This window comes from Hoeflea sp. CAU 1731 (assembly GCF_039888615.1).
Lineage (GTDB): Bacteria > Pseudomonadota > Alphaproteobacteria > Rhizobiales > Rhizobiaceae > Flavimaribacter.
The window spans coordinates 107,910-131,372 of sequence record NZ_JBDQQS010000006.1 but is presented as its reverse complement, the minus strand read 5'-3'; the positions used below and the strand labels follow the sequence as shown (position 1 = coordinate 131,372).

Annotated in this window: 22 protein-coding genes; 14 read left to right on the top strand and 8 right to left on the bottom strand. The window is 60.0% G+C overall.

Translation table 11 applies throughout. The annotated features are described in order from the left end of the window. Window positions 1-27: 27 nt before the first annotated feature. The gene (locus AAFN47_RS11695) at window positions 28-912 is read right to left on the bottom strand and encodes a 3-hydroxyacyl-CoA dehydrogenase NAD-binding domain-containing protein (protein ID WP_499809576.1); all 885 of its coding nucleotides are present in this window, start codon (window positions 910-912) and stop codon (window positions 28-30) included. 344 nt (window positions 913-1,256) lie between these two features. On the opposite strand from AAFN47_RS11695, the gene AAFN47_RS11690 reads away from it, so the two are divergent. From AAFN47_RS11690 to AAFN47_RS11665, 6 genes are all read left to right on the top strand, one after another. After that, entirely contained in the window at window positions 1,257-2,957 is a 1,701-nt protein-coding gene (locus AAFN47_RS11690) for a thiamine pyrophosphate-binding protein (RefSeq protein WP_499809409.1), read from the top strand. A 43-nt stretch (window positions 2,958-3,000) separates the two neighbouring features. Further along, window positions 3,001-3,819, top strand: a complete 819-nt coding sequence (locus tag AAFN47_RS11685) for an IclR family transcriptional regulator (RefSeq protein WP_499809408.1) — start codon at window positions 3,001-3,003, stop codon at window positions 3,817-3,819. A 154-nt stretch (window positions 3,820-3,973) separates the two neighbouring features. Beyond that, window positions 3,974-4,993: a TRAP transporter substrate-binding protein DctP gene (gene dctP, locus AAFN47_RS11680; protein WP_499809407.1), complete on the top strand. Its 1,020-nt coding sequence runs from the start codon at window positions 3,974-3,976 to the stop codon at window positions 4,991-4,993. Window positions 4,994-5,050: 57 nt separating this feature from the next. Further along, window positions 5,051-5,524 carry a TRAP transporter small permease gene (locus tag AAFN47_RS11675; protein ID WP_499809406.1) on the top strand — a complete coding sequence of 158 codons (474 nt, stop codon included), beginning with the start codon at window positions 5,051-5,053 and terminating at the stop codon, window positions 5,522-5,524. Continuing rightward, complete coding sequence (locus AAFN47_RS11670; protein ID WP_499809405.1) at window positions 5,521-6,810, top strand: TRAP transporter large permease; 1,290 nt, start codon at window positions 5,521-5,523, stop codon at window positions 6,808-6,810. The genes AAFN47_RS11675 and AAFN47_RS11670 overlap by 4 nt, the downstream gene beginning before the upstream one ends. A gap of 42 nt (window positions 6,811-6,852) precedes the next feature. Then, complete coding sequence (locus tag AAFN47_RS11665) at window positions 6,853-7,719, top strand: IclR family transcriptional regulator (RefSeq protein ID WP_499809404.1); 867 nt, start codon at window positions 6,853-6,855, stop codon at window positions 7,717-7,719. Between the two features lie 3 nt (window positions 7,720-7,722). Here AAFN47_RS11665 and AAFN47_RS11660 read toward each other — a convergent pair whose 3' ends face one another. Continuing rightward, window positions 7,723-9,156, bottom strand: coding sequence for a sulfatase family protein (locus AAFN47_RS11660; protein ID WP_499809403.1), 1,434 nt, complete (start codon window positions 9,154-9,156; stop codon window positions 7,723-7,725). A 226-nt stretch (window positions 9,157-9,382) separates the two neighbouring features. Between AAFN47_RS11660 and AAFN47_RS11655 the strand changes: the two genes are divergently transcribed. The 4 genes from AAFN47_RS11655 to AAFN47_RS11640 are packed head-to-tail and all read left to right on the top strand — an operon-like array spanning window position 9,383 to window position 13,095. Next, entirely contained in the window at window positions 9,383-10,462 is a 1,080-nt protein-coding gene (locus AAFN47_RS11655; protein WP_499809402.1) for an SDR family oxidoreductase, read from the top strand. Between the two features lie 54 nt (window positions 10,463-10,516). Further along, window positions 10,517-11,392 (top strand): transketolase, encoded by an 876-nt coding sequence (locus AAFN47_RS11650; protein WP_499809401.1) that lies wholly within the window; start codon window positions 10,517-10,519, stop codon window positions 11,390-11,392. A 1-nt stretch (window position 11,393) separates the two neighbouring features. Next, a complete protein-coding gene (locus AAFN47_RS11645; protein ID WP_499809400.1) occupies window positions 11,394-12,374 on the top strand; it encodes a transketolase family protein in 981 nt (326 codons plus the stop codon). Window positions 12,375-12,405: 31 nt separating this feature from the next. Further along, window positions 12,406-13,095 carry an SDR family NAD(P)-dependent oxidoreductase gene (locus AAFN47_RS11640; protein ID WP_499809399.1) on the top strand — a complete coding sequence of 230 codons (690 nt, stop codon included), beginning with the start codon at window positions 12,406-12,408 and terminating at the stop codon, window positions 13,093-13,095. Between the two features lie 45 nt (window positions 13,096-13,140). Here AAFN47_RS11640 and AAFN47_RS11635 read toward each other — a convergent pair whose 3' ends face one another. From AAFN47_RS11635 to AAFN47_RS11610, 6 genes are all read right to left on the bottom strand, one after another. After that, complete coding sequence (locus AAFN47_RS11635) at window positions 13,141-13,821, bottom strand: GntR family transcriptional regulator (protein WP_499809398.1); 681 nt, start codon at window positions 13,819-13,821, stop codon at window positions 13,141-13,143. Window positions 13,822-13,923: 102 nt separating this feature from the next. Further along, window positions 13,924-14,796, bottom strand: a complete 873-nt coding sequence (locus AAFN47_RS11630) for an SMP-30/gluconolactonase/LRE family protein (RefSeq protein ID WP_499809397.1) — start codon at window positions 14,794-14,796, stop codon at window positions 13,924-13,926. Between the two features lie 28 nt (window positions 14,797-14,824). Beyond that, the gene (locus AAFN47_RS11625) at window positions 14,825-15,760 is read right to left on the bottom strand and encodes an ABC transporter permease (RefSeq protein ID WP_499809395.1); all 936 of its coding nucleotides are present in this window, start codon (window positions 15,758-15,760) and stop codon (window positions 14,825-14,827) included. After that, window positions 15,757-17,244 carry a sugar ABC transporter ATP-binding protein gene (locus AAFN47_RS11620; protein ID WP_499809394.1) on the bottom strand — a complete coding sequence of 496 codons (1,488 nt, stop codon included), beginning with the start codon at window positions 17,242-17,244 and terminating at the stop codon, window positions 15,757-15,759. The genes AAFN47_RS11625 and AAFN47_RS11620 overlap by 4 nt, the downstream gene beginning before the upstream one ends. Window positions 17,245-17,251: 7 nt before the next feature. Then, on the bottom strand, window positions 17,252-18,310 hold the full coding sequence (locus tag AAFN47_RS11615; protein WP_499809393.1) for an ABC transporter substrate-binding protein: 1,059 nt from the start codon (window positions 18,308-18,310) through the stop codon (window positions 17,252-17,254). Window positions 18,311-18,379: 69 nt separating this feature from the next. Beyond that, the gene (locus AAFN47_RS11610; protein WP_499809392.1) at window positions 18,380-19,354 is read right to left on the bottom strand and encodes an ABC transporter permease; all 975 of its coding nucleotides are present in this window, start codon (window positions 19,352-19,354) and stop codon (window positions 18,380-18,382) included. Window positions 19,355-19,700: 346 nt separating this feature from the next. Between AAFN47_RS11610 and AAFN47_RS11605 the strand changes: the two genes are divergently transcribed. The 4 genes from AAFN47_RS11605 to AAFN47_RS11590 all read left to right on the top strand — a co-directional run bounded on the left by AAFN47_RS11605 (window position 19,701) and on the right by AAFN47_RS11590 (window position 23,460). Continuing rightward, window positions 19,701-20,444: an SDR family NAD(P)-dependent oxidoreductase gene (locus AAFN47_RS11605; RefSeq protein ID WP_499809391.1), complete on the top strand. Its 744-nt coding sequence runs from the start codon at window positions 19,701-19,703 to the stop codon at window positions 20,442-20,444. Window positions 20,445-20,526: 82 nt separating this feature from the next. Beyond that, entirely contained in the window at window positions 20,527-21,819 is a 1,293-nt protein-coding gene (gene otnK, locus AAFN47_RS11600) for a 3-oxo-tetronate kinase (protein WP_499809390.1), read from the top strand. Then, a complete protein-coding gene (locus AAFN47_RS11595; RefSeq protein WP_499809389.1) occupies window positions 21,816-22,463 on the top strand; it encodes a class II aldolase/adducin family protein in 648 nt (215 codons plus the stop codon). The genes otnK and AAFN47_RS11595 overlap by 4 nt, the downstream gene beginning before the upstream one ends. A gap of 184 nt (window positions 22,464-22,647) precedes the next feature. Continuing rightward, the gene (locus AAFN47_RS11590; protein ID WP_499809388.1) at window positions 22,648-23,460 is read left to right on the top strand and encodes an IclR family transcriptional regulator; all 813 of its coding nucleotides are present in this window, start codon (window positions 22,648-22,650) and stop codon (window positions 23,458-23,460) included. Window positions 23,461-23,463 lie beyond the last annotated feature (3 nt).

The following is a 23,463-nucleotide window of genomic DNA, read 5'->3' as shown; positions in this document are numbered from 1 at the left end:
GATTTCCCCGGTTATGCCGCTGAGACGTCAACTCTTTCCGGCAAGCGCCAGTCGGATTGCGGCCAGTCGCTCCGCGCGCTCACTGGAAAGTTGCTCAATATCAGCATTGCCGCTCGTCTCGTTCATTCTGCTAACGAGCAACTTCTTCGTTTCCTCGTCAAGCTTCGGATCGCCCAGGTCTGCCCATCGCGCCTCCTGAGCCGGTCCGAGATGGTCGAGATAGGCTGCGAGCCCGCCACGGCCGGCGCCGAGATGGTAGTTCAGAAACGGCCCGGCCGTCGCCCATCGCAAGCCCGGTCCATGAACAATGGCGCGGTCGACATCCTCGACGCTGGCGACACCCTCGCTGACGATATGAACCGCTTCCCTGAAAAGCGCCGCGGATAGCCGGTTTGCGATGTGACCCCGCACGGGAAGGCGGATATGCACGGGTTCCTTGCCAAGCGACCGGAAAAACCGCCAGGCGAAGTCGATCGCAGGTTTATAGTCTTCACCGGCCCCGCCGATCTCGATCAGCGGAATGAGATGCGGCGGATTGTAGGGATGGGCGACAATGATTTTTTCTGGCCTCGCCTGTCCCTCGCCAAGTTCCCGGGCGGTAAAGGACGTGGTGCTCGAGCCTATGACTGCGTCCGGTGTCGCGGATTCGGCGATTTCAGCCAGCACGCGTGATTTGAGCGGTACCCTCTCCGGCGCATTCTCCTGAACATAGGCGCATCCGTTCACCGCTTCGCAAAGGTCCGTAAAACACTGCAGCCGGCCGCCGGCGCGACGGGGACCATCCACCGCTTCGATTTCGGCGATCGCCGTCTCCATTGCCTGAGGCAGTCCGGCGAGCACATCCGGATCGGGATCATGGGCATGCACAAGGTGCCCGCGGTGGACAAACAACGCGGTCCATCCAAGTCCGATAGCCCCGCGCCGACAATGCCGACCGGATGCGCGCCTGGCGTTTCAATGAGTTGATGGTCGGTCATTTTTTACTTCCTTACGTCAAATCGGAATCGATAGAACGAGTTCGGCATCCTTCGCATCCCGGTCTCTTGCGAACTGCGATCGCAGTTCAACATGTTTCTACAACAACGCCGACCTATGTCCCCTGCCCGGCATGCGAACTTGACGCCTGCCCCGGAACACTGCTTCAAGAATCATGCGCCTGATGACCGTCGCAGAGACGGCCAATCATCGCCATACCGAATTTGTCCCCGCTGCCCGAACGACAGGGCGGCGCAGGGATCAGCAAGAGGACCCGATTGATGGATCGCACGAATACCGGTCAAAGCGCCACCCGCACCGGCGGCGAAATACTGGTCGACGGATTGCTGGCCCAGAACGCCACGACAATTTTCGGCGTTCCCGGCGAGAGCTTCCTTGCCGTCCTCGACGCCATTCACGATCGCTCCGACCGGATCCGCTTCATCAACTGCCGGCAGGAAGGCGGCGCCGCTTTCATGGCCGACGCCTACGCGAAGATGACGGGCAAGCCCGGCCTGTGTCTCGTCACACGAGGACCGGGCGCCTGCAACGCCAGCATCGGCGTTCACACCGCCTGGCAGGATTCCACGCCGATGGTGGTGATAATCGGGCAGATCCCGCGCGACCACAAGGAGCGCGAGGCCTTTCAGGAGGTCGAATACAAATACATGTTCGAGCCCTTCGCAAAGTGGATCTGCGAGGTCGACAGCCCGGAGCGGCTGCCGGAGCATCTGAGCCACGCCTTCCATGTGGCGCAGGCCGGGCGTCCCGGCCCGGTCGTACTGGTTCTGCCGGAAGATGTTTTGTCAGGGCATGCGGTTACCGAAGATCTGCCGGCGGCGATTGTCGCAAAGCCCGCGCCGCGCGAAGAGGAACTCGATCGGATTTGCGCCGCGCTGGAAAAAGCAAAGCGCCCGCTTTGCATCCTGGGCGGACCCGGCTGGACGAGGGAAGCCAAGCAGTCTTTCGAGAATTTCGCCGAAGACCAAGGCTTGCCCGTCGTGACCTCGCTGCGTTGTCAGGACTATTTCGACAACGCCCATCCCTGCTATATCGGCGACTTCGGCATCTCCGCCAACGCGGATGTGGCAGCGCGGGTGCGCGAGGCCGATCTGTTGCTGGTGATCGGCGCCCGGCTCGGCGATATGACCACGCAGGGCTACACCACGCCGGAACCGCCGCGCGCGAAACAGTTTCTAATTCATGTTCATCCTGACGCAAATGAACTCGGTCGGGTCTACTACGCGGATATTCCCGTGGTGGCGAACACGTCGGCATTCGTGCAATGCCTTTCAGGTCGCAAAGCTACGCCGCCACAAGACCGTCTCGACTGGATCCGCAGCGCGCGGGAGCGCTATGAAACGCTTCTCACGCCACCGAAACAGCCCGGTCCGCTGGACATGGGGCTGGTCGTGGACGCACTGCGAAAACGCCTTCCGGACGATGCGATCATCACCAACGGCGCCGGCAACTACGCCACGTGGATTCACAAATTCATGCAGTTCCGGCGTTATCGCTCGCAGCTTGCGCCCACAAGCGGCGCGATGGGATACGGAATTCCGGCGGCCGCCGCCGCCAAAATTGCAGAGCCGGAGCGCAAGGTCGTGAGCTTCGCTGGAGACGGATGTTTCCAGATGAACGGCCAGGAACTCGGCGTCATGATGCAGTATGGTCTCGATCCCCTCATCATTGTGGTCAACAATTCAATTTACGGGACGATCCGGATGCATCAGGAGCGGGAATATCCCGGTCATGTCTATGGCACCGACCTGGTCAATCCGGACTTCACCGCTCTCGCGGCGGCCTATGGATTTCATTCCGAGGTTCTGTCGCGCAGCGAAGATATCGACGCCGTTCTCGATCGCGCCATGGCCGCCGATGGCGCAGCCCTTGTCGAATGCCGCATCGATCCCGAGGGAATTTCACCGCGCATGACCATCAGTTCCCTGCGAAAGATGGCGTTGGAACGCCAGGGTCGGTAAAGCAAGAAGACGCTTCAGGGCGGGACAGGCGGAGAATGAGACATTGAGCATAGCAGCAATCGACCGGTGCCTCACGATCCTCGAGGCGCTTGCCGGCCAAAGGGAACCCGTGGAACTGACCGATCTGGCGGCGCGGCTCGACATGCCGGCGAGCACTGTTCACCGGACGCTGACGACGCTGGCGGACCGGGGATGGGTTACGCAGCCCTCGGATACGCAGCGCTATTCGCTGTCGCTGCGAATGAGCACACTGGCTTTCCGCAACCTCGACGCCCGCGCCGTGCCGGATGTCGTGCAGACCCTGCTCGACAAACTCGCCCACGAAACGCGCGAATATTTCCGCGTTGCGATTGTCGAAGGCGAGGACCTGGTCTGGGTGGCGCGCGCGCAAGGCGCCGTATCAGGCCTTCGCTACGATCCCGATATGGGTCAGGAAATCGTCCTGCACGCCACGGCCAACGGCAAGGCATGGCTCGCCACGCTGTCGGACGAGGACGCCGTGCGGATTGTGTCGGCGCGCGGTTTCGAGACGCATCGCCCCCTCGGACCGAACAGCGCAACCAGCACAGAAGAACTGCTCGAACGCCTGTCGGAAACACGCGCGCGCGGCTTCGCCATCTCGAATGAAGAGGCGGAGGCCGGCGCGTCGGCCGTAGCGGTTCCCTTCTATCGCAGCCCGCAGGAAGGAGCTCCGATAGCCGGCACCTTGAGCGTCGCCGGACCGTCCATGCGGATCACGCCGGATCGGTACGAGGAACTTGCAGACACCCTGCGCCGCGCGGCGATCGAAATATCGGAGATCTGGTCGATCCGCAGCCGGCAGAAAGACTATCAGTGGATCGGCGCCTCCGTGGCGCGATAATTCTGGACCGGATCACCCTGTCGTTTCTCGCTGACAAGCCTGTCACGCGGCTGCGCCTGCAATGGCCGACCGTCGCTGCATGCTCTAATTGACAACAACACATTCAAAAGTTAGAACGTGTGTTCCATTTGAAATAACTGTTCGGGAGGAACCGTTGCTAAAACTGTCTCACATGATTGGCGTTACACTGGCCGTTTCGATGGCTGTCGGCGCAGCTGCGGCGGAGCCCGTCGTTCTCAAATGGGCGGGTCCGGCGCCGGCCGACGATTCTCAAGTCCTGGCGATCGAGCTGATGGGCGAGTATCTCGAGCGCACGGCGCCCGGCGAATTCGAAATCGAAGTCTATCCCGCCGGCACGCTGGTCAAGCAGTCCGGCGTTTTGCCGTCCCTGCAGACGGGCGCTATTCAGCTTGCCTATGTCAATGCCTTCGACGTCGGATCGCAGCTTCCCGAATACGGCCCGCTTACCGCGGCCTATTCCGTCCGCGACCCGCTGCAGATGTGCTCAGTGCTGAACGGAGAGATCGGGGCTGAATTCGGTCAGGCGCTGGAAGAGAAAGTAGGCCTGGTTCCGCTCGGGGCTACGCTTTTCGGTATGCGCCATGTCGGCCTGCGCGAGGCGGCGGACGTCAACACGCCGGAAGACCTTTCCGGCGTCAAGCAGAGGGAGCCGGCTTCTGAAGCCTGGCAGATGCAGGGCCGGTCGCTCGGCGCCAATCCGACGCCGATGGCGCTCGGCGAGCTCTTCCTCGGACTGCAGACCGGCGCCGTCGATGCGCACAGCCTGCCGATACCCTCAAGCTACCGCCTCAAGCTGCACGAGGTTATGGATCAGATCGTGCTGACCAACCACTACGTCAACCACCTTATCCTGGTCGTCGGAAAGCCGGCGTGGGACCAGCTCGACGATCGTCAGAAAGCGCTGCTGCGCGAAGCAGCCGACGTTGCGCGAATCTACAATGATCGCAAGAAGGTGCGCGACGAAACCGAACTCCGCGCAGTCTTCGAGGAAGCCGGCGTCACTTTCACGGAACCGGACATCGAAGCATTTCGCGCATACGCGGCGAAAGTCTACGCGGAGTCCGATTTTGCAAAGAACTGGCAGGAAGGCCTTGCGGAACGCATCGCCGCCGCGCCGTCGGACAACCCCGCCTGTTTCCATCTGATGCCCTGATCGCTATTTGGGAGGCCCCGGCCGCCGGGGCTTCCGTCCAGTTTAGATATCCCGGTAATGACAGTTCTTCGACGTTTTGCTCAGGCAATATCGATAATCTTCTTCCTGACCACGTTCCTGGCCGTTCTGGGGCAGGCTTCCTTTCGCTATCTTTTCAACATGCCGGTCGGCTGGGCCGTTGAAGTTGCAATCAATTCGTTTCTCGTCGGCTCGTGGTGGACAATCTGCTGGCAGGTGGCGCTGCGGGAGCACGTGACCTTCGACGTCGTCTACGAAATCTTGCCCGAACGCGGTCGCGCGCTGTGCCGCTGCGTCGGCGGCTTGGTCACCGGCGCGTTACTGCTGGCCGCCGTGCCGGGTTCGCTGAAATATGTCGAAGTCATGAACCGCATCACGACCGGCGTCCTCAAACTTCCCCTGTCATGGGTCTATTGGATCTTCACGCTGTTTCTCATCGTCCTGGCGCTGCGCTTCATCCTTGATGCGGTTCGCGCGATCGCGTCGCTGACCATTGCGGAGCGAAGCGCATGAGCAGCGAGTTCTTGATCATGGCCGCGCTGCTGATCGGTTCGGCGATAATTGGCGTTCCCATAGGCATAGCGTTGATCTCAAGCTCGATTGCCTATCTGTGGATGCGCGGACTGCCGTTGACGATGGCGACGGACGCCGTCATGCAGGGTTTCTCGTCAAACTACATTTTCCTGGCGATTCCGCTTTTCATCTTCGCCGCCCGGGTGATGAACGCCGGGACCATTACCGACCGCATGCTCGCCTTCGCCATGGGCGCGATTGGCCACGCGCGCGGCGGGCTGGCGCAAGTCAATGTCCTCACCAGCCTGATATTCTCCGGCATGAGCGGCAGCGCGTCCGCCGACGCCGCCGGCATCGGCAGCGTTCTCGTAAGGATGATGCGCGAGAAAAACCGTTACCCCGATGGCTTCGCCGGGGCGATCACGGCCGCCTCTTCCGTCATCGGTCCAATCTTCCCGCCGTCGATTCCGATGATTTTCTACGCGATTTCGGCAAACGCCTCGGTGGGCGGTCTTTTTCTCGGCGGCGTCCTACCGGCCATTCTCATTGCGCTGGCGCTAATGGCGGCCAGCTACTGGATTTCGGCTCGACGCGGCTTTCCTACGGAAGAACGCATTCCCCCGCGCAAGGTCTTGTCCCTGTTCCGCTCGGCTGCGCTGCCCTTGCTGACGCCGGTGATTCTCCTCGCCGGCATTTACTCCGGCGCGATGACGCCCACGGAAGCCGCCGCCGTGGCGGCCTTCTACGCCATGTGCATTTCAGTCTTCGTCTACCGGACCGTCGGTTTTCGCGGCTTCATCGACATTCTCATCGAGAGCGCCGAAAAATCCGCCGTGGTCGTCATGATCATCGCCGGCGCGTTTCTGTTCAGCAGCGTCATCGCGATCGAGCGGCTTCCCAACGCCCTTGCCCAGTGGGTCGATTCCTGGGACATGGCGCCGACCGCCTTCTTCCTGCTGGTCAACGCCGTGTTTCTCGTGCTCGGCATGCTGCTTCCCGCCGCCACCATTCTGCTGGTCATCGTCCCGGTCATCGTTCCGGCCGCACTCGGCCTCGGAATAGATCCGATTCATTTCGGGGTGGTGATCGTCATTAATACGATGATCGGCCTGGTAACGCCGCCCTATGGCGTCCTTATCTTTGTGGTGTCGGCCGTCAACAGGATCAACGCCTGGTCAATCATCAGGGAAATCGTACCCTTTATTCTTGTGCTCGTCGCAAGCCTCCTTCTTCTTGTGCTTGTGCCGGATTTCGTGATGTTATTGCCGCGTCAGTTCGGATATTAACCCCGTTTCTGGACGCACCTGCAAAGGACGGAGACAGATCGTTTGTCACAGATAGAACGTTGCCTGGAAATTCTGGAATCTCTGCACGGCCAACCCGCCGGCATTCCGCTCAGCCATCTGAGCGAACAGCTTGGCATGCCGAAAAGCGCTGTTCACCGGCTGTTGGCGACATTGAAGGACAATGGTTACGTGGAGCAGATCGAGGAAAGCGGCATCTACCGGGCGACCCTCAAACTCTCTCTGATCGGCGCCAAGTATTTCTCGACAACGGATCTGCGCGGCTTCCTTGAGCCGGTCATCGGCGCGCTCAGTCACAAGACCCGGGAACTCAGCCGCATGTCGATGCTTGTCGGCAATGAACTGCTCTGGGTTCTGTCAAGCCAGGGAGGCGACCATATTCTGCGCTACGACGGGCATTCCGGTCGCAAGGTCGTGCCGCATATCACGGCGACCGGCCGCGTGTGGCTCGCCTCGATGAGCGACGAGGACGCCCTCGCTACGGCGATTGGCGCCGGGCTCGGCAAACCGGAATTGAAGCGGCCCGGAACCAGGGGCGTGGACACGGTGCAGGCGCTGCTGAAGGAACTCGAGCGCACGCGCAAACAGGGCTACGGGCTGGTGGAGCAGGAAGCGGAAGCCGGCGTATCCTCGATAGCCTGTCCGATCTATGACCAGGAAGATGCGACCCGGTTCCTGGGCACGATTTCCGTGGCGGGTCCAAGTGTGCGGATGACACGCAAGGCGATGGAAGCCATGTTGCCTGACGTGCGGGAAACCGCACAACAATTGTGCACGGTTCTTTTCCGCTATCGAGTGTTTTGCGGAAGCCTGTCCGATCCGTCCATCGGCGTGCTCGCGGTCAATGGCGGCGAGCCAGACAACGCCCAGCGCGCCGGGTTGCGCGTCTGACACTCACCGCCACTCTTCTGACCATTCGCGGGTTTCATAACCGCTGCGCAGGCGCCACTCGGCAAGGCGGTCGTGCATGGCGCGCCGTTCCGCCACGTGATCGGGGCTGTCCCACAGGTTGGTTTCCTCGTGCGGATCGCTTTCCAGATCAAACAACTGCCCGTCATGGCCGTCGAGGAAATGAACATATTTCCATCGCCGCGTCCGAACCATGGAAACAAAATCGGAAAAGCGGAACACCACGTCGCGCCCCTGTTCGCAGTAGACCGCGTCGCGCTCCTCGAAGTCATCTCCACGAAGCGCCGGCGCGAAGGATCGCGCCTCCCATGACGACGGCGCCTCGACGCCAGCCAGATCGAACAGCGTCGCGGCGATGTCCATGTGCTGGATCATCGCGTCGACCGGTCCGGTTTTCCCGAAACCGGATTTCGACCACATGATGAGAGGCAGGCGGATAACCTGTTCGTACATGGTCCATTTCTGACTGTGTCCGTGATCGCCCAGCATGTCGCCATGATCCGATGTAAAGACGACAATCGTGTCTTCCAGCGCGCCCCTGGCGTCGAGGGCGTCGAGAATGCGCCCCACCTCCCGATCGATCATCGTGACATTGGCGAGATAGTAGGCCCGCTGGCGATGGCGTTCCTCCGCCGTCGCCTCGACCTTGTGACGAACCGCATCGTGATCACCCTCGACATGCTTGCGCACCAGCTGCTGGAAAGGCTCCGGCTGGCTTTCGACATCGCCGGCGCGGACCGGCCTGATCTTGAGGTCGCGCTCAAGATAGGGTTTCGCCTCCTCGACCGGCGGATCGTACGGTGGGTGCGGTCCGGGAAAGCCGATCTGCAGGAAAAACGGCTTATCGGAGGATTTGCGCTCGATCCAGTCGATCGCCAGTCCTCCGACAAATGTATCTGAGTGGAGTTCCTTCGGTAACGGCCATTCAAACGCTCCCAAGCGATCGGCGTAATCGTTGAGCAGGCTGTAGCTCGGCAGTCCCGGCTTTTCGAAACTGGCCCTGGCGATCGCCTTGTCCCATTCGTCGACGAATTCACGTCCCCGCTTGGCCATGGACCTGTCCTTGTTCTCGACGATCATGCGCGTATGGAAGCCCGCCGGCGCGTCCATCGGCTGGGTATGCATCTTGCCGATATTGACGCAGTCGTAGCCGTTGTCCGCAAGTGTCTCGACCCAACTGTGCCGCCACGTAGCGGCGTTGTCGACGACGCCCGTTGTATGGGGGTAATAGCCGGTAAAAAGACTGGCGCGCGCAGGCACGCAAGACGCAGCGGCGGCGTAGCACGACGTCAGGTAGACCCCATTTTGCGCCAGACGGTCGAGATTTGGCGTGTCCACGTGCGGAAAGCCAAGCGCATTGATCGTGTCGTAGCGCTGCTGATCAGTGATGATGAAGACGATGTTCACTCTTGATGCCATGCAAGTTGTCACTTCTTATTGGGAACTTTGTTCGAGATAGAACACGTGTTCCAAAAAATTGCAAGTGACGCGCAAGACCGACCTGGCGAGGTCGGCGCCTGTGTCGAAAATCTCGATAGCAGGCGGATGCTGACGCTTATCAAAATCAAGCATGATCCATGATGCATCATACTTGATCTGATTCTGAAAGACCGCTAAGAAAGGCCCCACGGATGAGGAGGAAGTCATGTCTCAGGAGCGAGCAGCATTGGTCGTCGGTTCAAGCGGGATCGTCGGAGGAAACATCGCAGAGCATCTGCTCGGCAAAGGCTGGAGCGTTCATGGCATGGCGCGGCGACCCGAAAGATCGCCGCAAGGCGTGCTTCCCATCGCAGCCGACCTCAATGACGCGCAAGCCGTCGAAGCCGGCATGCGCCCGGGATTCAGCCACATATTCTATGCGAGCTGGACGCCGGCGGACACGGAAGAGGAAGCCGGACGGATCAACGCCGCCCAACTGTCGAACGTTCTCAACGGCGCTTCGAACTCAAAACGTAAACCCGAGCACGTTGTCCTGATTACCGGCGTCAAGCACTATCTGGGCCCGTTCAAGGACTTCGGCCGCTATCTTCCGGACACGCCGTTTCTTGAAGACACGCCCCGCCTTCCGATCCCGAATTTCTACTACGATCAGGAAGACACGCTCTTCGAGGCTGCGGAGCGCGACAGCTTTACCTGGAGCGTGCATCGCCCGAATACGGTGGTCGGTTACGCAGTCGGCGCGCTCATGAATCAGGGCGTGACGCTGGCCTGCTATGCCTCGCTGTGCAGGGAAACCGGGCGTCCCTTCATATTCACCGGCGTGCCGGAGCAATGGGAGATGTTGACGGAAGTCAGCGACGCCCGTCTCGTCGCAAGGCAGGCGGCCTGGGCCGCGACGGCGCCCTCGGCGCGCAACCGAGCCTATAACACCGGCAATGGCGACGTGTTTCGCTGGAAACGAATGTGGCCGGCGATCGCCGAATTCTTCGGCGTCGAACCTGCGCCCTATGAAGGCCAACAGCAGAATCTTGAGGCGATGATGGCCGACTGCGGCGCAATCTGGCGCGACATGGCCGCGAAATACGAACTGCTGGAACCCGACCTCGCGCGGCTTGCAACCTGGTGGCACGCGGACGCCGATTTCGGACGAAAAGTCGAGTGCATCTCCGACATGAACCACAGCCGCAAGGACGGTTTCCTCGACTACCAGTGCTCAACCGACACCTATCTCGAACTTTTTCGCCGATTGCAGGCGGAAAAGATCATTCCGCAATTCGCCGCCTGACGGCGGTCAACAGTCCCTGCAACGACCGAAAAAGCCTCAAGGAAGGAAAGCCATATGCCATCTAGCTCGCCCGCGCCGGGCAACAGCTATCAACCGGACGCCGAAACCATCGCAAAGTTGCGGGATCGCGCGGAATTCATCCGGCTGGAAACCATTCGTCTTATCGAGATCGCCAAGGTCGGGCATTACAGTTCCGTATTCTCGGCGGCAGAAGTTTTTTCCGCGCTCTACTACGATGTCATGAAGCTGCGCAAAGGCGAGCCGGATTGGGACGAGCGGGACCGCTTCACCATCGGCAAAGGCCACGCGGCCGTCGGCCTCTTTCCGATCTATGCCGATCTCGACTTTTTCCCAAAGGCCTGGCTCGACGACTACACGCGCCTCGGCAGTCCGCTCGGCGACCATCCGGACATGACGAAGGTGCCCGGCGTCGATTTCTCTTCCGGATCGATCGGCCACGCCCTGTCAAACGCAATCGGCATCAGCCTGGCGCAGCGCTGGACCGGCAAGTCCTATTCCGTGTTTTGCATGATGGGCGACGGCGAGATGCAGGAAGGCCAGGTGTGGGAAGCCGCCCTGTTCGCCGCGCAGAACAAGCTTGGCTCGCTAATCGGCATCGTCGATCGCAACGGCTTCCAGCTTGACGGAAAGGTCGACGACATCATGGGCATTGAGCCGCTCGACGAGAAATGGCGCTCCTTCGGATGGGAGGTTCATACCGTCGACGGGCACGATATCGCTTCCGTAACCGAGTTGCTGCGGCGCTTGCGCGCCGACGACACCCGCACAAAGCCCGCCATGGTCATCTCGAAGACCAGGAAAGGCAAGGGCGTGTCCTACATGGAGACCGAACCGGGTTGGCATCTCGGATACCTGGACCCCGCCGACGGGGAACTGGCAGTGGCAGAAATCAAGGCGCAGGGAAACTGAGATGAACGCACCGAAATCCTCCAATTCCTGGCAGTATCGCGAGTTGAACAGCAAGAACCCGGGTCTCGACCATCTGTCGAACGGATTGCTCGACCTCGTCGAAGCCGGCCACAATGTCGTCGCCGGCTCTGCGGACCTTCAATATTCCAACGGCCTCAATCGCTTTGCCTCCGTCCATCCGGATCGTTACATCTCTTTCGGCATCTCCGAACAGAACATGGTTTCGGTCGCCGCCGGCATCGCCACAACCGGCGTCACCCCGTTCGTAGCAACCTTCGCGTCCTTCATGGGTCTGCTGACCTGCGAACAGATCCGCATGGATATCGCATACTCCAAGCAGCCCGTGCGATTGGTCGGCCACCACACCGGCATTTCGATGGGATTCTACGGCTCGTCACACCACGCCACCGAGGATATCGGCACGATGCGCTCGATCGCCGGTCTCACGATCGTCTCTCCCTCTGACGGCCACCAACTCGAGGCGGCCATAAAGGCGTCCGCCGACTGGGAACAGCCAATCTATTTCCGCATCGGACGCGGACGTGACGAGGAGGTTTACGCCAAGGGGACAAAATTTTCCTTCGGCAAAGCGCATGTTCACGGAATTGGCGAAGAGCTGACGATCATCGCCTGCGGCATCGCGGTGCATGGCGCGCTGGAAGCCGCCACGGCGCTGACAAAGGCCGGCCATTCGGTCGGCGTCATCGACATGGCGTCCATCAAGCCAATAGACCGGGATGCAATCCTGCAAGCGGCCTCCCGCTCTGCAAAACTCATGACTGTCGAGGAGCACAATGTGCTCGGCGGTCTTGGCGCAGCCGTTTCGGAGGTGCTGACCGACGAGGGAATCGGCGTCAAATTGAAGCGGCATGGCATTTACGACGAATACAGCCTGATCGCGCCTCCGGCTCATCTCTACGCCCATTACAAACTCGATGGCGCAGGCATTCGCGAGGTCGCGGAAGCCTTCTTGCACGGTTGAGCCGCCGGGAATTAGCAGAAAGGGATCACGCGTGAAAACGGCAATCGTAACAGGAGGCGGCACGGGCATCGGTCTGGCCGTTTCCGCAGAACTCGCGAACAACGGCTATCGTGTGCTGGCTGCAGGACTCGATCGTGAAGGCGATCTGCCGAAAGGGGTCGAGTTCGTTGAGACCAATGTAACCGACCAGAAGGATCTGGACGCGCTGGTTGCAAAGGCCAATCGCATTGACGCGCTGGTCAATTGCGCCGGCATTTTGCGTCAGGAACGCGAATGGGGCGTGGATGATTTCAAGCTCGTGCTGGATGTGAACCTGACAGCCGGTCTGGCCGCCGCCACAACGGCCAGGGAAAAGCTGCGCGCCAGCGGCGGATCCATCGTTAATATCGCGTCGATGTGGAGTTTCTTCGGTTCACCGAAGTCGCCCGCCTATGCGGCGTCCAAGAGCGGCGTCGTCGCCCTGACGCGGTCTATGGCGGTCGCCTGGGGGCCAGAGGGCATTCGCGTCAACGCGGTAGCGCCCGGCTGGGTGATGACCCGTATGGCGGTCGGCGCGAAAAACGACCCGACGCGCGGACCGAAAATCACCGAACGTATTCCGCTCGGGCGTTGGGCCGAGCCTTCCGACGTTGCGAACGTGATCGCGTTTCTGGTGTCGGAAAAGGCCGCCTACGTACACGGGGTAGTGTTGCCGGTCGATGGCGGCTACTCGGTCGCCTGAATCGCCCCACCGCCAAAGCGGGCGGGCAATTTTTCCTGCATCCGATCAGGCGGTCTCGCGACCGCCTTTTTCGTGTTGTTCATGCTTCGTGATGAGCTCGTAGCTCCAGGCGATATCCTGCTGCATGGCGTCCCGCGCCGCCTCCGGATCGCTGGCTTTGAGGGCAGCGATATACTTGAAGTGGAGATGGTCGTCGGCGCCCAGACGTTTGAGAGGAACCTCTTCGTGGAAGGTGCGCAAGAAAGGGCCCATCAAAGTCCACATATTCTCGCATATCGTTTCCACGTAAGGCATTTGCGCAAATTGCAGATTCAGAAAGTGAAAATCCCGGTTTGCGCGCGCCGCGTCGCGCGCGTTGGAAACGACCTTTATGAAGGTCGCGTTCTGCGCTTCGAATTCGGCGATTATCTCGGGCGTGACCAACTCGCACACACGGTAGGCGGCCATCCCCTCAAGTTCTCTTCGAATGGCGACGATCTCGCGCAGATCACGCGGCGTGAGTTGAGGCACGACGATCGACGTCGCTGCCTTGACCTGCAGAGCACGCTCGCTGGCCAGGCGAAAAAGCGCCTCTCGAACCGGCGTGATCGAGGTTCCGTACTGCGTCGCGACCGAACTGATGGTAAGCCTCTCTCCCGGCCGGAATTCGCCGTCCATCAATGACAGGCGAATATCCCGATAGATCTGCTCGGAAAGATTTTCCTTCACTACGGTCTTGTGTCGCATTTCTTGTCCCAGAGCTTTTTCTTTGTCAGAATCAGACTGACATTCTTTGGGCTCCCCAAAGCCGGATGAATTACAGGTACTTGCAATTCATCGCAAAAACAATCAGCCCGCGTATCGATATTCAGGCAAGCCCCGCACGTCCAGACCGTCGATTACGAACAGCGATCCGGCTTCCACGCCTGTTTCCGTGATGCCCGGAACTGGCGCGCGCAGCATCGATGTCGCGTAAAGTCGGTCGAGGTTGGGTCCGCCGAACATCACCGACGTCACGCAGACGACGGGCATGTCGATGGAGAGTATTTTCTTGCCTGCCGGATCGAAACGGTGGATCTTGCTCTTGTACACGCCGGCGCTCCACACGCAGCCTTCCGCGTCCACGGTCGCGCCGTCTGGCAGGCCGTCTTCCTCTGCGAAATCGCAGAATTTCTGCTTGTTCGCCACCAGACCGGTTTCCAGATCATAGTCGTAAGCCCAGATCGCGCGGGAGCGACTGTCAGCAAAGTAGAAAATGCTGTGGTCGGGGTTCCAGCAGGGTCCGTTGGAAACGGTGATGTTGTCGTCGAGTTGCGTGACCTGCCGGTCGGCGCCCAGGCTATAGAGCACGCCGAGCGCCTGCGTCTCCGTGGTTTCCAGGCTGCCTGAAAGGAAGCGGCCGCGCTTGTCGACCTTTCCGTCATTCATGCGGACGTTTTCGCCCTTGTGTTCAATCGCCTGAATGAGCTCCGACTGACCGGTTTCGAAATCGAAAAGATAGAATCCATTCGCCAGCGAAAGCACCGCGCCGCCGCTTTCACGTAATGCAAGCGAGCCGATCTTTTCCGGCACATCCCAGCTTTCAACGCCGTCGCCGTTTTCATCTGCACGGAAGATCTTGCTGCCATAGCTGTCGATCCAGTAGAGCTTCTGTTCCTTGACGTCCCAGAGCGGTCCCTCGCCCAATATGGTCTGGCAGTCGACGATCGCCTTGATTTCCATGAAGCGTTTCTCCTCTTGTAGCCGGGATCTATAGCCCCGGCTGTTTGCGCCTGTGCGTGCTGACGGCAAGCACCAGCAAGCCGCCCGTTATAAGCATCTGATAGTAGGTCGATATGTTCAGCAGATTGAGCCCGTTGCCGAGAAGCGCCAGGAACAGTACGCCGGTCACAGGGCCGGTCAGACCGCCGAGACCGCCCGAAAGCTGGGTTCCGCCAAGCGCGGTCGCCGCAATCGAATCGATCGCGAAAGCGTTGCCGACCAGCGGATCGCCGCTCGCAAGACGCGCAGCGAGATTCAAACCGGCCAGACAGGCGAAAAAGGAAGAAAACAGGTAGGCCGAGGCGATGACGCGTCTCGTATTGACGCCCCCGAGCAACGCGCTCTCTTCCGACGCTCCGGTCGCCATCAAATGAAGTCCAAAGCGGCTGCGGGCGACAATCAGGGTGCCGACGATCACGGCAAACGCGGCGAACATGACCGGCAGAGGCAAACCGAAATACTCCGCCGACGCATACCACGACATCCAGTCGGCGACCTCGCCGCCCGGGATCGGCCGGATATAGAGCGCAATGCCCTGAACGGCGGTCATCGTTGAAAGGGTCATGAGAATGGGATGGACGCCGAGATAAAGGATGCCCATGGCGTTGACCAGTCCGACAGAAAGCGCGGCAGCCATGGCAAGTGGAATAGAATAGGGCGTATTGTGGCTGACGATCGCTGTCGTCATGGATACGACCGACCCGACGGACAGATCCAGACCGGATGTCAGAATGACCATGACCTGCCCGATCGTCACCAGGATCAGGCTGACCTGCTGGTTGAGAATATTGATCAGGTTCTGGGTGGCCAGCGCATGCGGGCTGAAGTAGCCCAGAATACAGGCGAGGACTATGATCAGCAGGATGACCGGCAACGCCGTCATGCGGCGCATCCGTGCTGCAGTGGTTGCTCTCATCAGCTTCATGCCGACTCCCCTTCGACGGCGGCTGCCATTATCATTTCCTCGGTCGCTCCTTCTCCGCGGAACTCCGCGACGGTGGCGCCATTGCGAACAACGATGATGCGGTCGCAAAGACCGATGAGTTCCGGCAGTTCGCGCGACGTCACCAGCACCGGCACGCCGCTGTCTGCAAGTTCGCGCAACAATGCATAGATTTCGGATTTGGCGCCGATGTCGACGCCTCGGGTCGGTTCCTCGCAGATCAGGTGCTTCACGCCTCGAACCAGCCAGCGCGCCAGCAGCGCCTTCTGCTGATTGCCGCCCGACAGCTCGCCGATGGACTGATTGACATTGCGCAAACGAACCCGAAGGCGCTCAACCTGGTTGGCGATTTGGCTTTTTAATGTCGGAGCCAGACGCGCCAGCCCAAGTCCGGGCAAGAGCCCGACGGATATATTGCGCGCAACGCTCAGGCTGAGAAACAGACCCTCTGCCTTTCGATCTTCAGGGATAAGTCCAATGCCGGCCCTGATTCCGCCGGACGGCCCCGTGTGACTGAAATCCTTGCCGTTGAACTTTATTTCGCCGGACACCAGCGTATGTCCCTCGAATATTGCGCGGGTAATCTCGATTTGCCCCTGGCCTTCCAGGCCAGCCAGACCAACTATCTCGTTGCGTCCGATTGAAAAATTCACCGGACCTTTCAGCCCTTCCACCACAACGTCGCGCAGCTCGACCAGAGGCGGTCCGGCCTCCTCGGGTCCCTTGCGGTGAGGATAGAGTTGATCAAGCGAGCGGCCGACCATCGTCGTCACCAGTTCCTCGGAATTGGTTTCGCTCATCTTGAAATGTCCTGCGTACTGGCCGTCTTTCAGGACGGTCACCTCGTCGCAGAGATCGAACAGTTCCGGCAGCCTGTGGGAGATGTAGAGGATACCCTTCCCCTCACCCTGCAGCCGTCGGATCAGATCAAAAAGTTTGCCGGCTTCCCGGTCGCCAAGCGCAGCGGTCGGTTCGTCGAAGACGAAGATCTTCGCATCGCGCATCACGCCTTTCGCGATCTCGACCATTTGCTGTTCGGCCACGCGAAGACTGCCGGTCAACACATTCGGATCCAGGTCCAGACCTACATCCTCAAGGATGCCGCGGCTTTCTTTCGCCATCTCCTGCCGGTCGATCATGCCGAGGGCGTTGCGTGGTTCGCGGCCGAGAAACAGGTTCTCGGCCACGGACAGATTCGGAAGCAGGATGAACTCCTGGAAGATCGTGGAGACACCGGCGGCGCGCGCCTGTTCGGCGGCGCTCCAGTTCACCTCTTTACCACCGATGATGAGCGTTCCGGAGCTGGGCGGATACACACCTGAAATGATTTTCATCAGGGTGGATTTGCCAGCGCCGTTTTCTCCAAGCACCGCGTGGATGCTGCCCGGCTTCAGCTTGAGCGAGACCCCGCGCAGGGCCTGAACAGGGCCGAAAGCCTTGGTGATGTCCTGAACTTCCAGAAGCATTGCAGGCTTACTTGCCGTAGATTTCCTGGAGCTTTTCATCCGGGAGCGTAGAGCCGACCCAGTAGGAGTCGTTCAGCTCCGGACGATAGAACTCGTCGATCTGCTCCTTGGTGATCGGCTTCGGATCAACGAGGTTGTCCTGGGCGATCGGCTCTCCCTTGAGAACACGCAGCGCGGCGACAACACCCTGCTGGCCGAACCAGGTCGGGCTGATCGGAGCGACGCTCTGGAGATCCTTTTCCTTCCAGATGCGCAGAAAGCCATTGTTGGCTTCACCGGTCATCGGGATAAGCGGAAGACCGTTCTCTTCAGCGACTTCGGCGCATGCCTGGGTCATAGCGCCGCCTGAAGACCAGATCCCCTGGACATTCGGATGCGCGATCAGCAGCGACTCACAAACCTGCTTGCCCTTGTCGTAAGCCCAGTCGGCAAAACCCTGGTCGATGACCTTGATGTCCGGATAGTCGGCGAACACTTCCTCGACGCCGCGCCAACGATCATTGTCAATCGAGTTTCCGGAAATACCGCGAATTGCGATGACGTTGCCTTTGCCGCCGAGAGCTTCGGCAAGATACTTGGCGCCGTCGCGACCGAACTGCGCATCGTCCGCAAGCAGCTTCACCGTGTAGTTTTCAGGCGTCGCGTTTGACGAGAAGATGATGACCGGAATACCCGCTTCGTGCGCCTTTTCAAGCGCATTGTTCAGGGCGACTTCGGAACCGGGCGCCACGAGCAAGGCGTCTACGCCGCGGGTAATCAGGCTTTCAATATCGGCCACCTGACGATTTACGTCGCCGCCGGCGTCGGCGACGATGACTTCGGTAATTTCAGGATGCAGCGACGCTTCGTGCTTGAGTTCTTCCACCATCTGCACACGCCAGGTGTTGACGACAGAGATGTTCGAGAAACCAAGGACGAACTCGTCCTTCTCCGAAGCGGCGGCCTTGTCGACCATCGGAGATCCTTCAACCGGCGAGAGCGCCGGGTTGAGTTCCGGAACCTGCGCATAAGCCGGCGCCGTAGCAACGGCCAAGAGCAAAGAGCCGGCCAGGAACAAGTTTTTCATATGCATTATACTCCTCCAAAATGGCGCGCCGCTCGGCGCGCATTTGTTCCCCGGCCCATCCGAGGAATTCTATTGTCGGCGCAATCGCGCAAGAGCTGCCGCTCCGGCGATGATTGCGCCTTGAACGATAAGCTGGGCAGGTTTGCCCAGGCCCATACCAGTCATAAGATTTGCGAGAAACGTCAGCGCATAGGCGCCGGCGAGAACGCCAGCCACACCGCCTGCGCCGCCGCCGAAAGTCGTCCCGCCGAGGACAACGGCCGCCACGGATGCGAGAACCAGGTCTGCGCCGAGATTCAGCGTGCCAGTGCCGATGTAACCCGTCAAAATGATACCGGCGACGCCGGCGAAAACGCCACAGAGCACATGCGCGACCAGCAATTCCTTGCGCACGGACACGCCGCCCAGCCAGGCTGCGCCGTATGATGACCCCGTCGCGTAAAGCGCATGTCCGAACACGCTGCGACGCAATACGAAAGCCGAAATCAGCGCAAGCGTCAGGAGCAGCGCTCCGGCGACCGGGAACAGGCCCCAGCGCCCGGTGGCGATTTCACGCACGAACGGATGAACCGAGCCGCCCGGCGCGCCGCCGCTGACCAGATAGCTGACCCCGATCAGCATCACGGATACGCCCAGCGTAACAACCACGGCCGAAGCGCGAACGAACACGATGAGGATGGCGTTGAAAGCGCCAACGAGCGCGCCGAAGAGCAGCGGAAATCCAATCGAAAGAACAACCGGGCCTCCTGAGAACATAGGCAGCGCAAGGGTTACATTGACCACCGCAATCACTCCGCCGATCGAGAGATCGATGGAGCGCCCGATCATCGGAAGGCACTGTCCGATCGCCGTCAGCGCCAGCGGCACGGTCTGCCTGAGAACGATCAAAAGGAACGGCACGCTGAGAAGGCGCGGCTGGACGATCGCGGCGATCGTGAACAACAGCAACAGCGCGGGCCAGGCGGGGATGGCCAGAAAACTGCGCAGGAGGGCAAGCGGCAGATCAAACGCCTTGCGCCCTTCGACTACTCCGTTTTGAACCATTTCCTCCCCTTGTTGCCGTGGTCGAGAACGTATTTTCAGTCACCCGCCGAATAATGAATGTCTCCGCATCGGCGTCGCTGGCGCGCAAACTGCAACAATTCGATATTGACGTCAAGCATGATACATGATGCATCTTGCATCTAATATCATTTTCTGTAGTTTCGGGTCGACTCACCGTCGCAGCGAACAGGAGGATCGGGTTGCAGGTGGAGACAGCCATCCATGCCGCCATCCAGATCGCGCGCGCTCCGATTCAGTCGGTGCGTAAGGTCATTATGCATTCCAATGACATTCCGGGCGCCTCTCACGATCGCTGGCCATCAGCAAACATTCGCGGAGTAAAAGCATGAGTAAAACGTCAGATTGTCTCGCCATCGTAACAGGCGCCGCCGGCACCATGGGAGTGGCCATCACAAGGCAACTGGTCGCGGACGGCCATCGCGTCGTCGCGCTGGACCTGGCCATGGATCCGCTTCAGGCGCTTGCCGACGAGATGCCGGGACGCGCCATTCCGCTCGTGCTCGACATATCCGATCCCGCCGCAATCGAAAGCGAATGGGAAAAACTCAAAGAAGCACACGGACCGGTGCAGATCCTGATCAACAACGCCGGCATTCTTTCCAACAACAAGGCGGAACAAACGTCTGCCGACGAATGGCGCAAGATCATCGAGGTCAATCTCGGCGGTCCTTTCTATCTCGCCCGGCTCGCTTTGCGCGATATGCGCGAAGCTGGATGGGGGCGCATCGTCAATATCTGTTCGCTGTCCATGAAGACCGGCGGCCTGACGGCCGGAACCGCCTATGCGGCCTCCAAGGGCGGGCTTGGCGCGCTGACCTTCTCGCTGGCTCGGGAATCGGCGGCGCAGGGAATTACCGTCAATGGCATTGCGCCCGGCTACGTCATGACGCCGATGGTCACCAAACAACTGAGCGACCAACAGAGGGCGGCGCAGCTGAGCGGCATTCCCATCGGTCGCTTCACCGACGCCGACGAAATCGCCCATTGCGTCTCCTATCTGGCCAGTGTGAACGCCGGTTCGATCACCGGTGAAATCCTCGACATCAATGGCGGAATACTGATGGACTAGGCGGGATTGGCATGTCTTACCTGACAAAGTCCGCCCGCCATGGAATGGTCACAACAATGACAATCGCTACAGGAAGAACGCCGTGAGTCTGCAGTTGGGCGTCATCGCCGATGATCTGACCGGCGGAATGGAAACCGCCGCCATGCTGGTGGCCGAAGGCGTGGATTGCGCATTCGTCACGAAACCGGAAGGGGTTGCGAGCGTTGGCGACGCCCAGGCGGTGGTGGTGGCGCAGAAGACGCGGGTCATCGATCCCGCAGAGGCCGTCCGCCTCTCGGAGGAGGCTGCGAAAAACCTCCAGACCGCCGGCGCCCGGCAACTGTTCTTCAAATATTGTGGAACATTCGATTCGACCGACGACGGAAACATCGGACCTGTCGCCGACCGGCTTCTCGAAATGACGGGCGCCGATCAAACCGCATTCTGTCCAACCTCGGTCGAAATGGAACGCAGCGTTTTCAACGGACATCTGTTCGTGGGGCGGCAGCTCGTATCGGAGTCCCCGAAACGCCATGATCCATTGACGCCAATGCACGATCCCAATCTGGTCGCCGTCCTCGGCAGACAGTCGGCATATCCGGTGGGTCTGGTCTGGCATTCCGCGATACACAGCGGAAGCTCACGATTGCAGAAGGCCGTCGATGATCTGGTCGGCTCCGGGATACGTCATATCGTCGTCGACGCGATCCATGAGGAAGATCTGGCCGCCATCGCCGAACTCACCGAAAGCTGGAAGCTGATGACCGGAAACGCCGCCATTGTACGCCACTATCCGGCGGTCTGGCGCGCCAGAAACAGAATTGGCGGCAGGGCAGAAGCGAAGGTTGTTCCGGCCGCCTCCGGGGCCGGCGTGGTCCTCGCCGGCAGCTGCGCCGAACGCACGCTCGCACAGCTCGACGCTTTCGAGACGCACAGGCCGGTCAACCGAATCAGATTGTCCGACGTTGAGAACCCGGAGCAGGCCATCGCCGACGCGCTTGCGTGGGCCGAGCGGCGTCTGGTCGACGGTCCCGTCGCGATATCCACGTCCGCCTCGCCGGATGCAGTCGTCGCAGCTCAACAAAGGTTTGGCAAGGATGGCGCCGCCGCGCTTGCAGAACGGATTCTCGGGGAAATATCGGTCGGTCTGCACCGCATCGGCGTCAGGCGATTCGTCGTCGCAGGCGGCGAGACGTCAGGCGCAGTCGTTGAAAGCCTCGGCGTCAAGAGCCTGCACATCGGCCCCTATCGGGAGGCGGGCATCGCGAGGGCGGCGACGACCTCAGACGACGTAACCGCATTGAGCCTCAAATCCGGCAAGCTCGGCCCGGTCGACATGTTTCTCCCGATGCTCGACTCCATGCTGCGCCCGGAACACACGGAAGATCGCCCATGACCGAAACATTGCAACGCAGAGAAATCGTTCAAACCGTACGCGAATTGCAAAACCATGGACTTAATCACGGCAACAGCGGCAATGTCAGCGTCAGGTCGCAATACGGCCTTTTCATCACGCCCACCGGCTGTAACGCCGTAAACGCGACAGAGGAAGGCATTGTTCAGATCGACATGGACGGCAAAGTCGTCGGCGACGGCATTCCATCCAGCGAATGGCACATGCATCTGGCGATCATGCGCGCTTTCCCGGCCGCGAAGGCGGTGATCCATACCCATGCAGACGCCTGCGTGGCCCTGTCCTGCCTGCGAGAACCTCTGCCCGCCTTTCACTATATGGTCGCGGCCTTTGGCGGCAATAATGTGCGGTGCGCGCGCTATGCGACCTTCGGCACGTCCGATCTGGCGGATTCGGCCGTTGAGGCGTTGCAAGACAGAACGGCCTGCCTGCTGGCGAATCACGGGATGATCGCCATGGGCGTTTCTCTCGAACAGACACTCGGCACAACGGTCAAGCTGGAAACGCTGGCACGCCAATATCTCATGGCGCTCCAGGGCGGCGCGCCGAAGATGCTCTCCGACGAAGAAATGACGAAAGTCGGCAACCGATACAAAAACTACGGCGTCGGCACTTTGGAAGGCTGAACCGACTCCTGCCTGCGAGTCTCACGCGCATCAGAAATCCGGCGACGCGCACCCGTTGCACACAGCTTTGGCCTGTTGTTCGCGCAGGCCCACTGTGACCAAAAAACAGTTCTGGCGGTTGAACTTACTTCTATCTCACCGTTATGCATTGCCGCCGACACAAATGTCTTTTCGTGATATAGAAATGAGCAGCATGCAATTAAGAACGCAACAGACACCAATTGACGAAGGCGGAGGCTCGGAAAAGACCGGCGCTACGTCGAGGTCCGGCCTCAACACCGGTCTGGACGTGCTGCAATTGCTCAGTTCTGCGCATCAGTTGAATCTGACCGAAATCGCCAATGGCTTGGGAAAATCGAAATCCGGGATTCACACCGTGCTCAATACGCTCCGCACGCGCGGTTTCGTTGAACGGATGCCCCAGGGGGATTATCGGCTGGGAGCCCGAGCCTGGGAACTCGGACGCGCAAGCTTCTCAAGCGAGATCGAAAGTTTGGCGAATCCGTATCTGAAACGTCTTGAAGAACAAACCAATGAAGCGGTTATTCTGGGCGTTCTCGACGGGTTCGACGTCCTCTATCTGACAGTCTTTCCGGGCAATCACGCTGTCCGATTGAATGTCAAGGTTGGAGAGAGGATACCTGCGCATCTGACGTCGACGGGCATCTCTCTGCTTGCCGCGCTTGACAACAACCAGGTTAAGGCGATCATGCCGCAATCCTTTCAGACGAGCACAGCGTTGAGCATTGCGTCGGAAGAGGCCTTGTGGCTGGAAATCGAGAAAGCTCGGCGCAACGGATATACGCATATGAAAGGCGGCTGGCACAACGATGTCGGAGGAATTGCCAAGAGCGCGTGCGACGCGTCAGGTCGTCCGATCGCAGGTATTTGCGTCTCTGCGCCGCTCTACCGTGTGGACGATGACTGGTACAAACGCATGAAATCGGAAATCGACTTCACCGTGTGCAGCATCGAGGTTCAGTTGAGGCAGGCCTAGCGT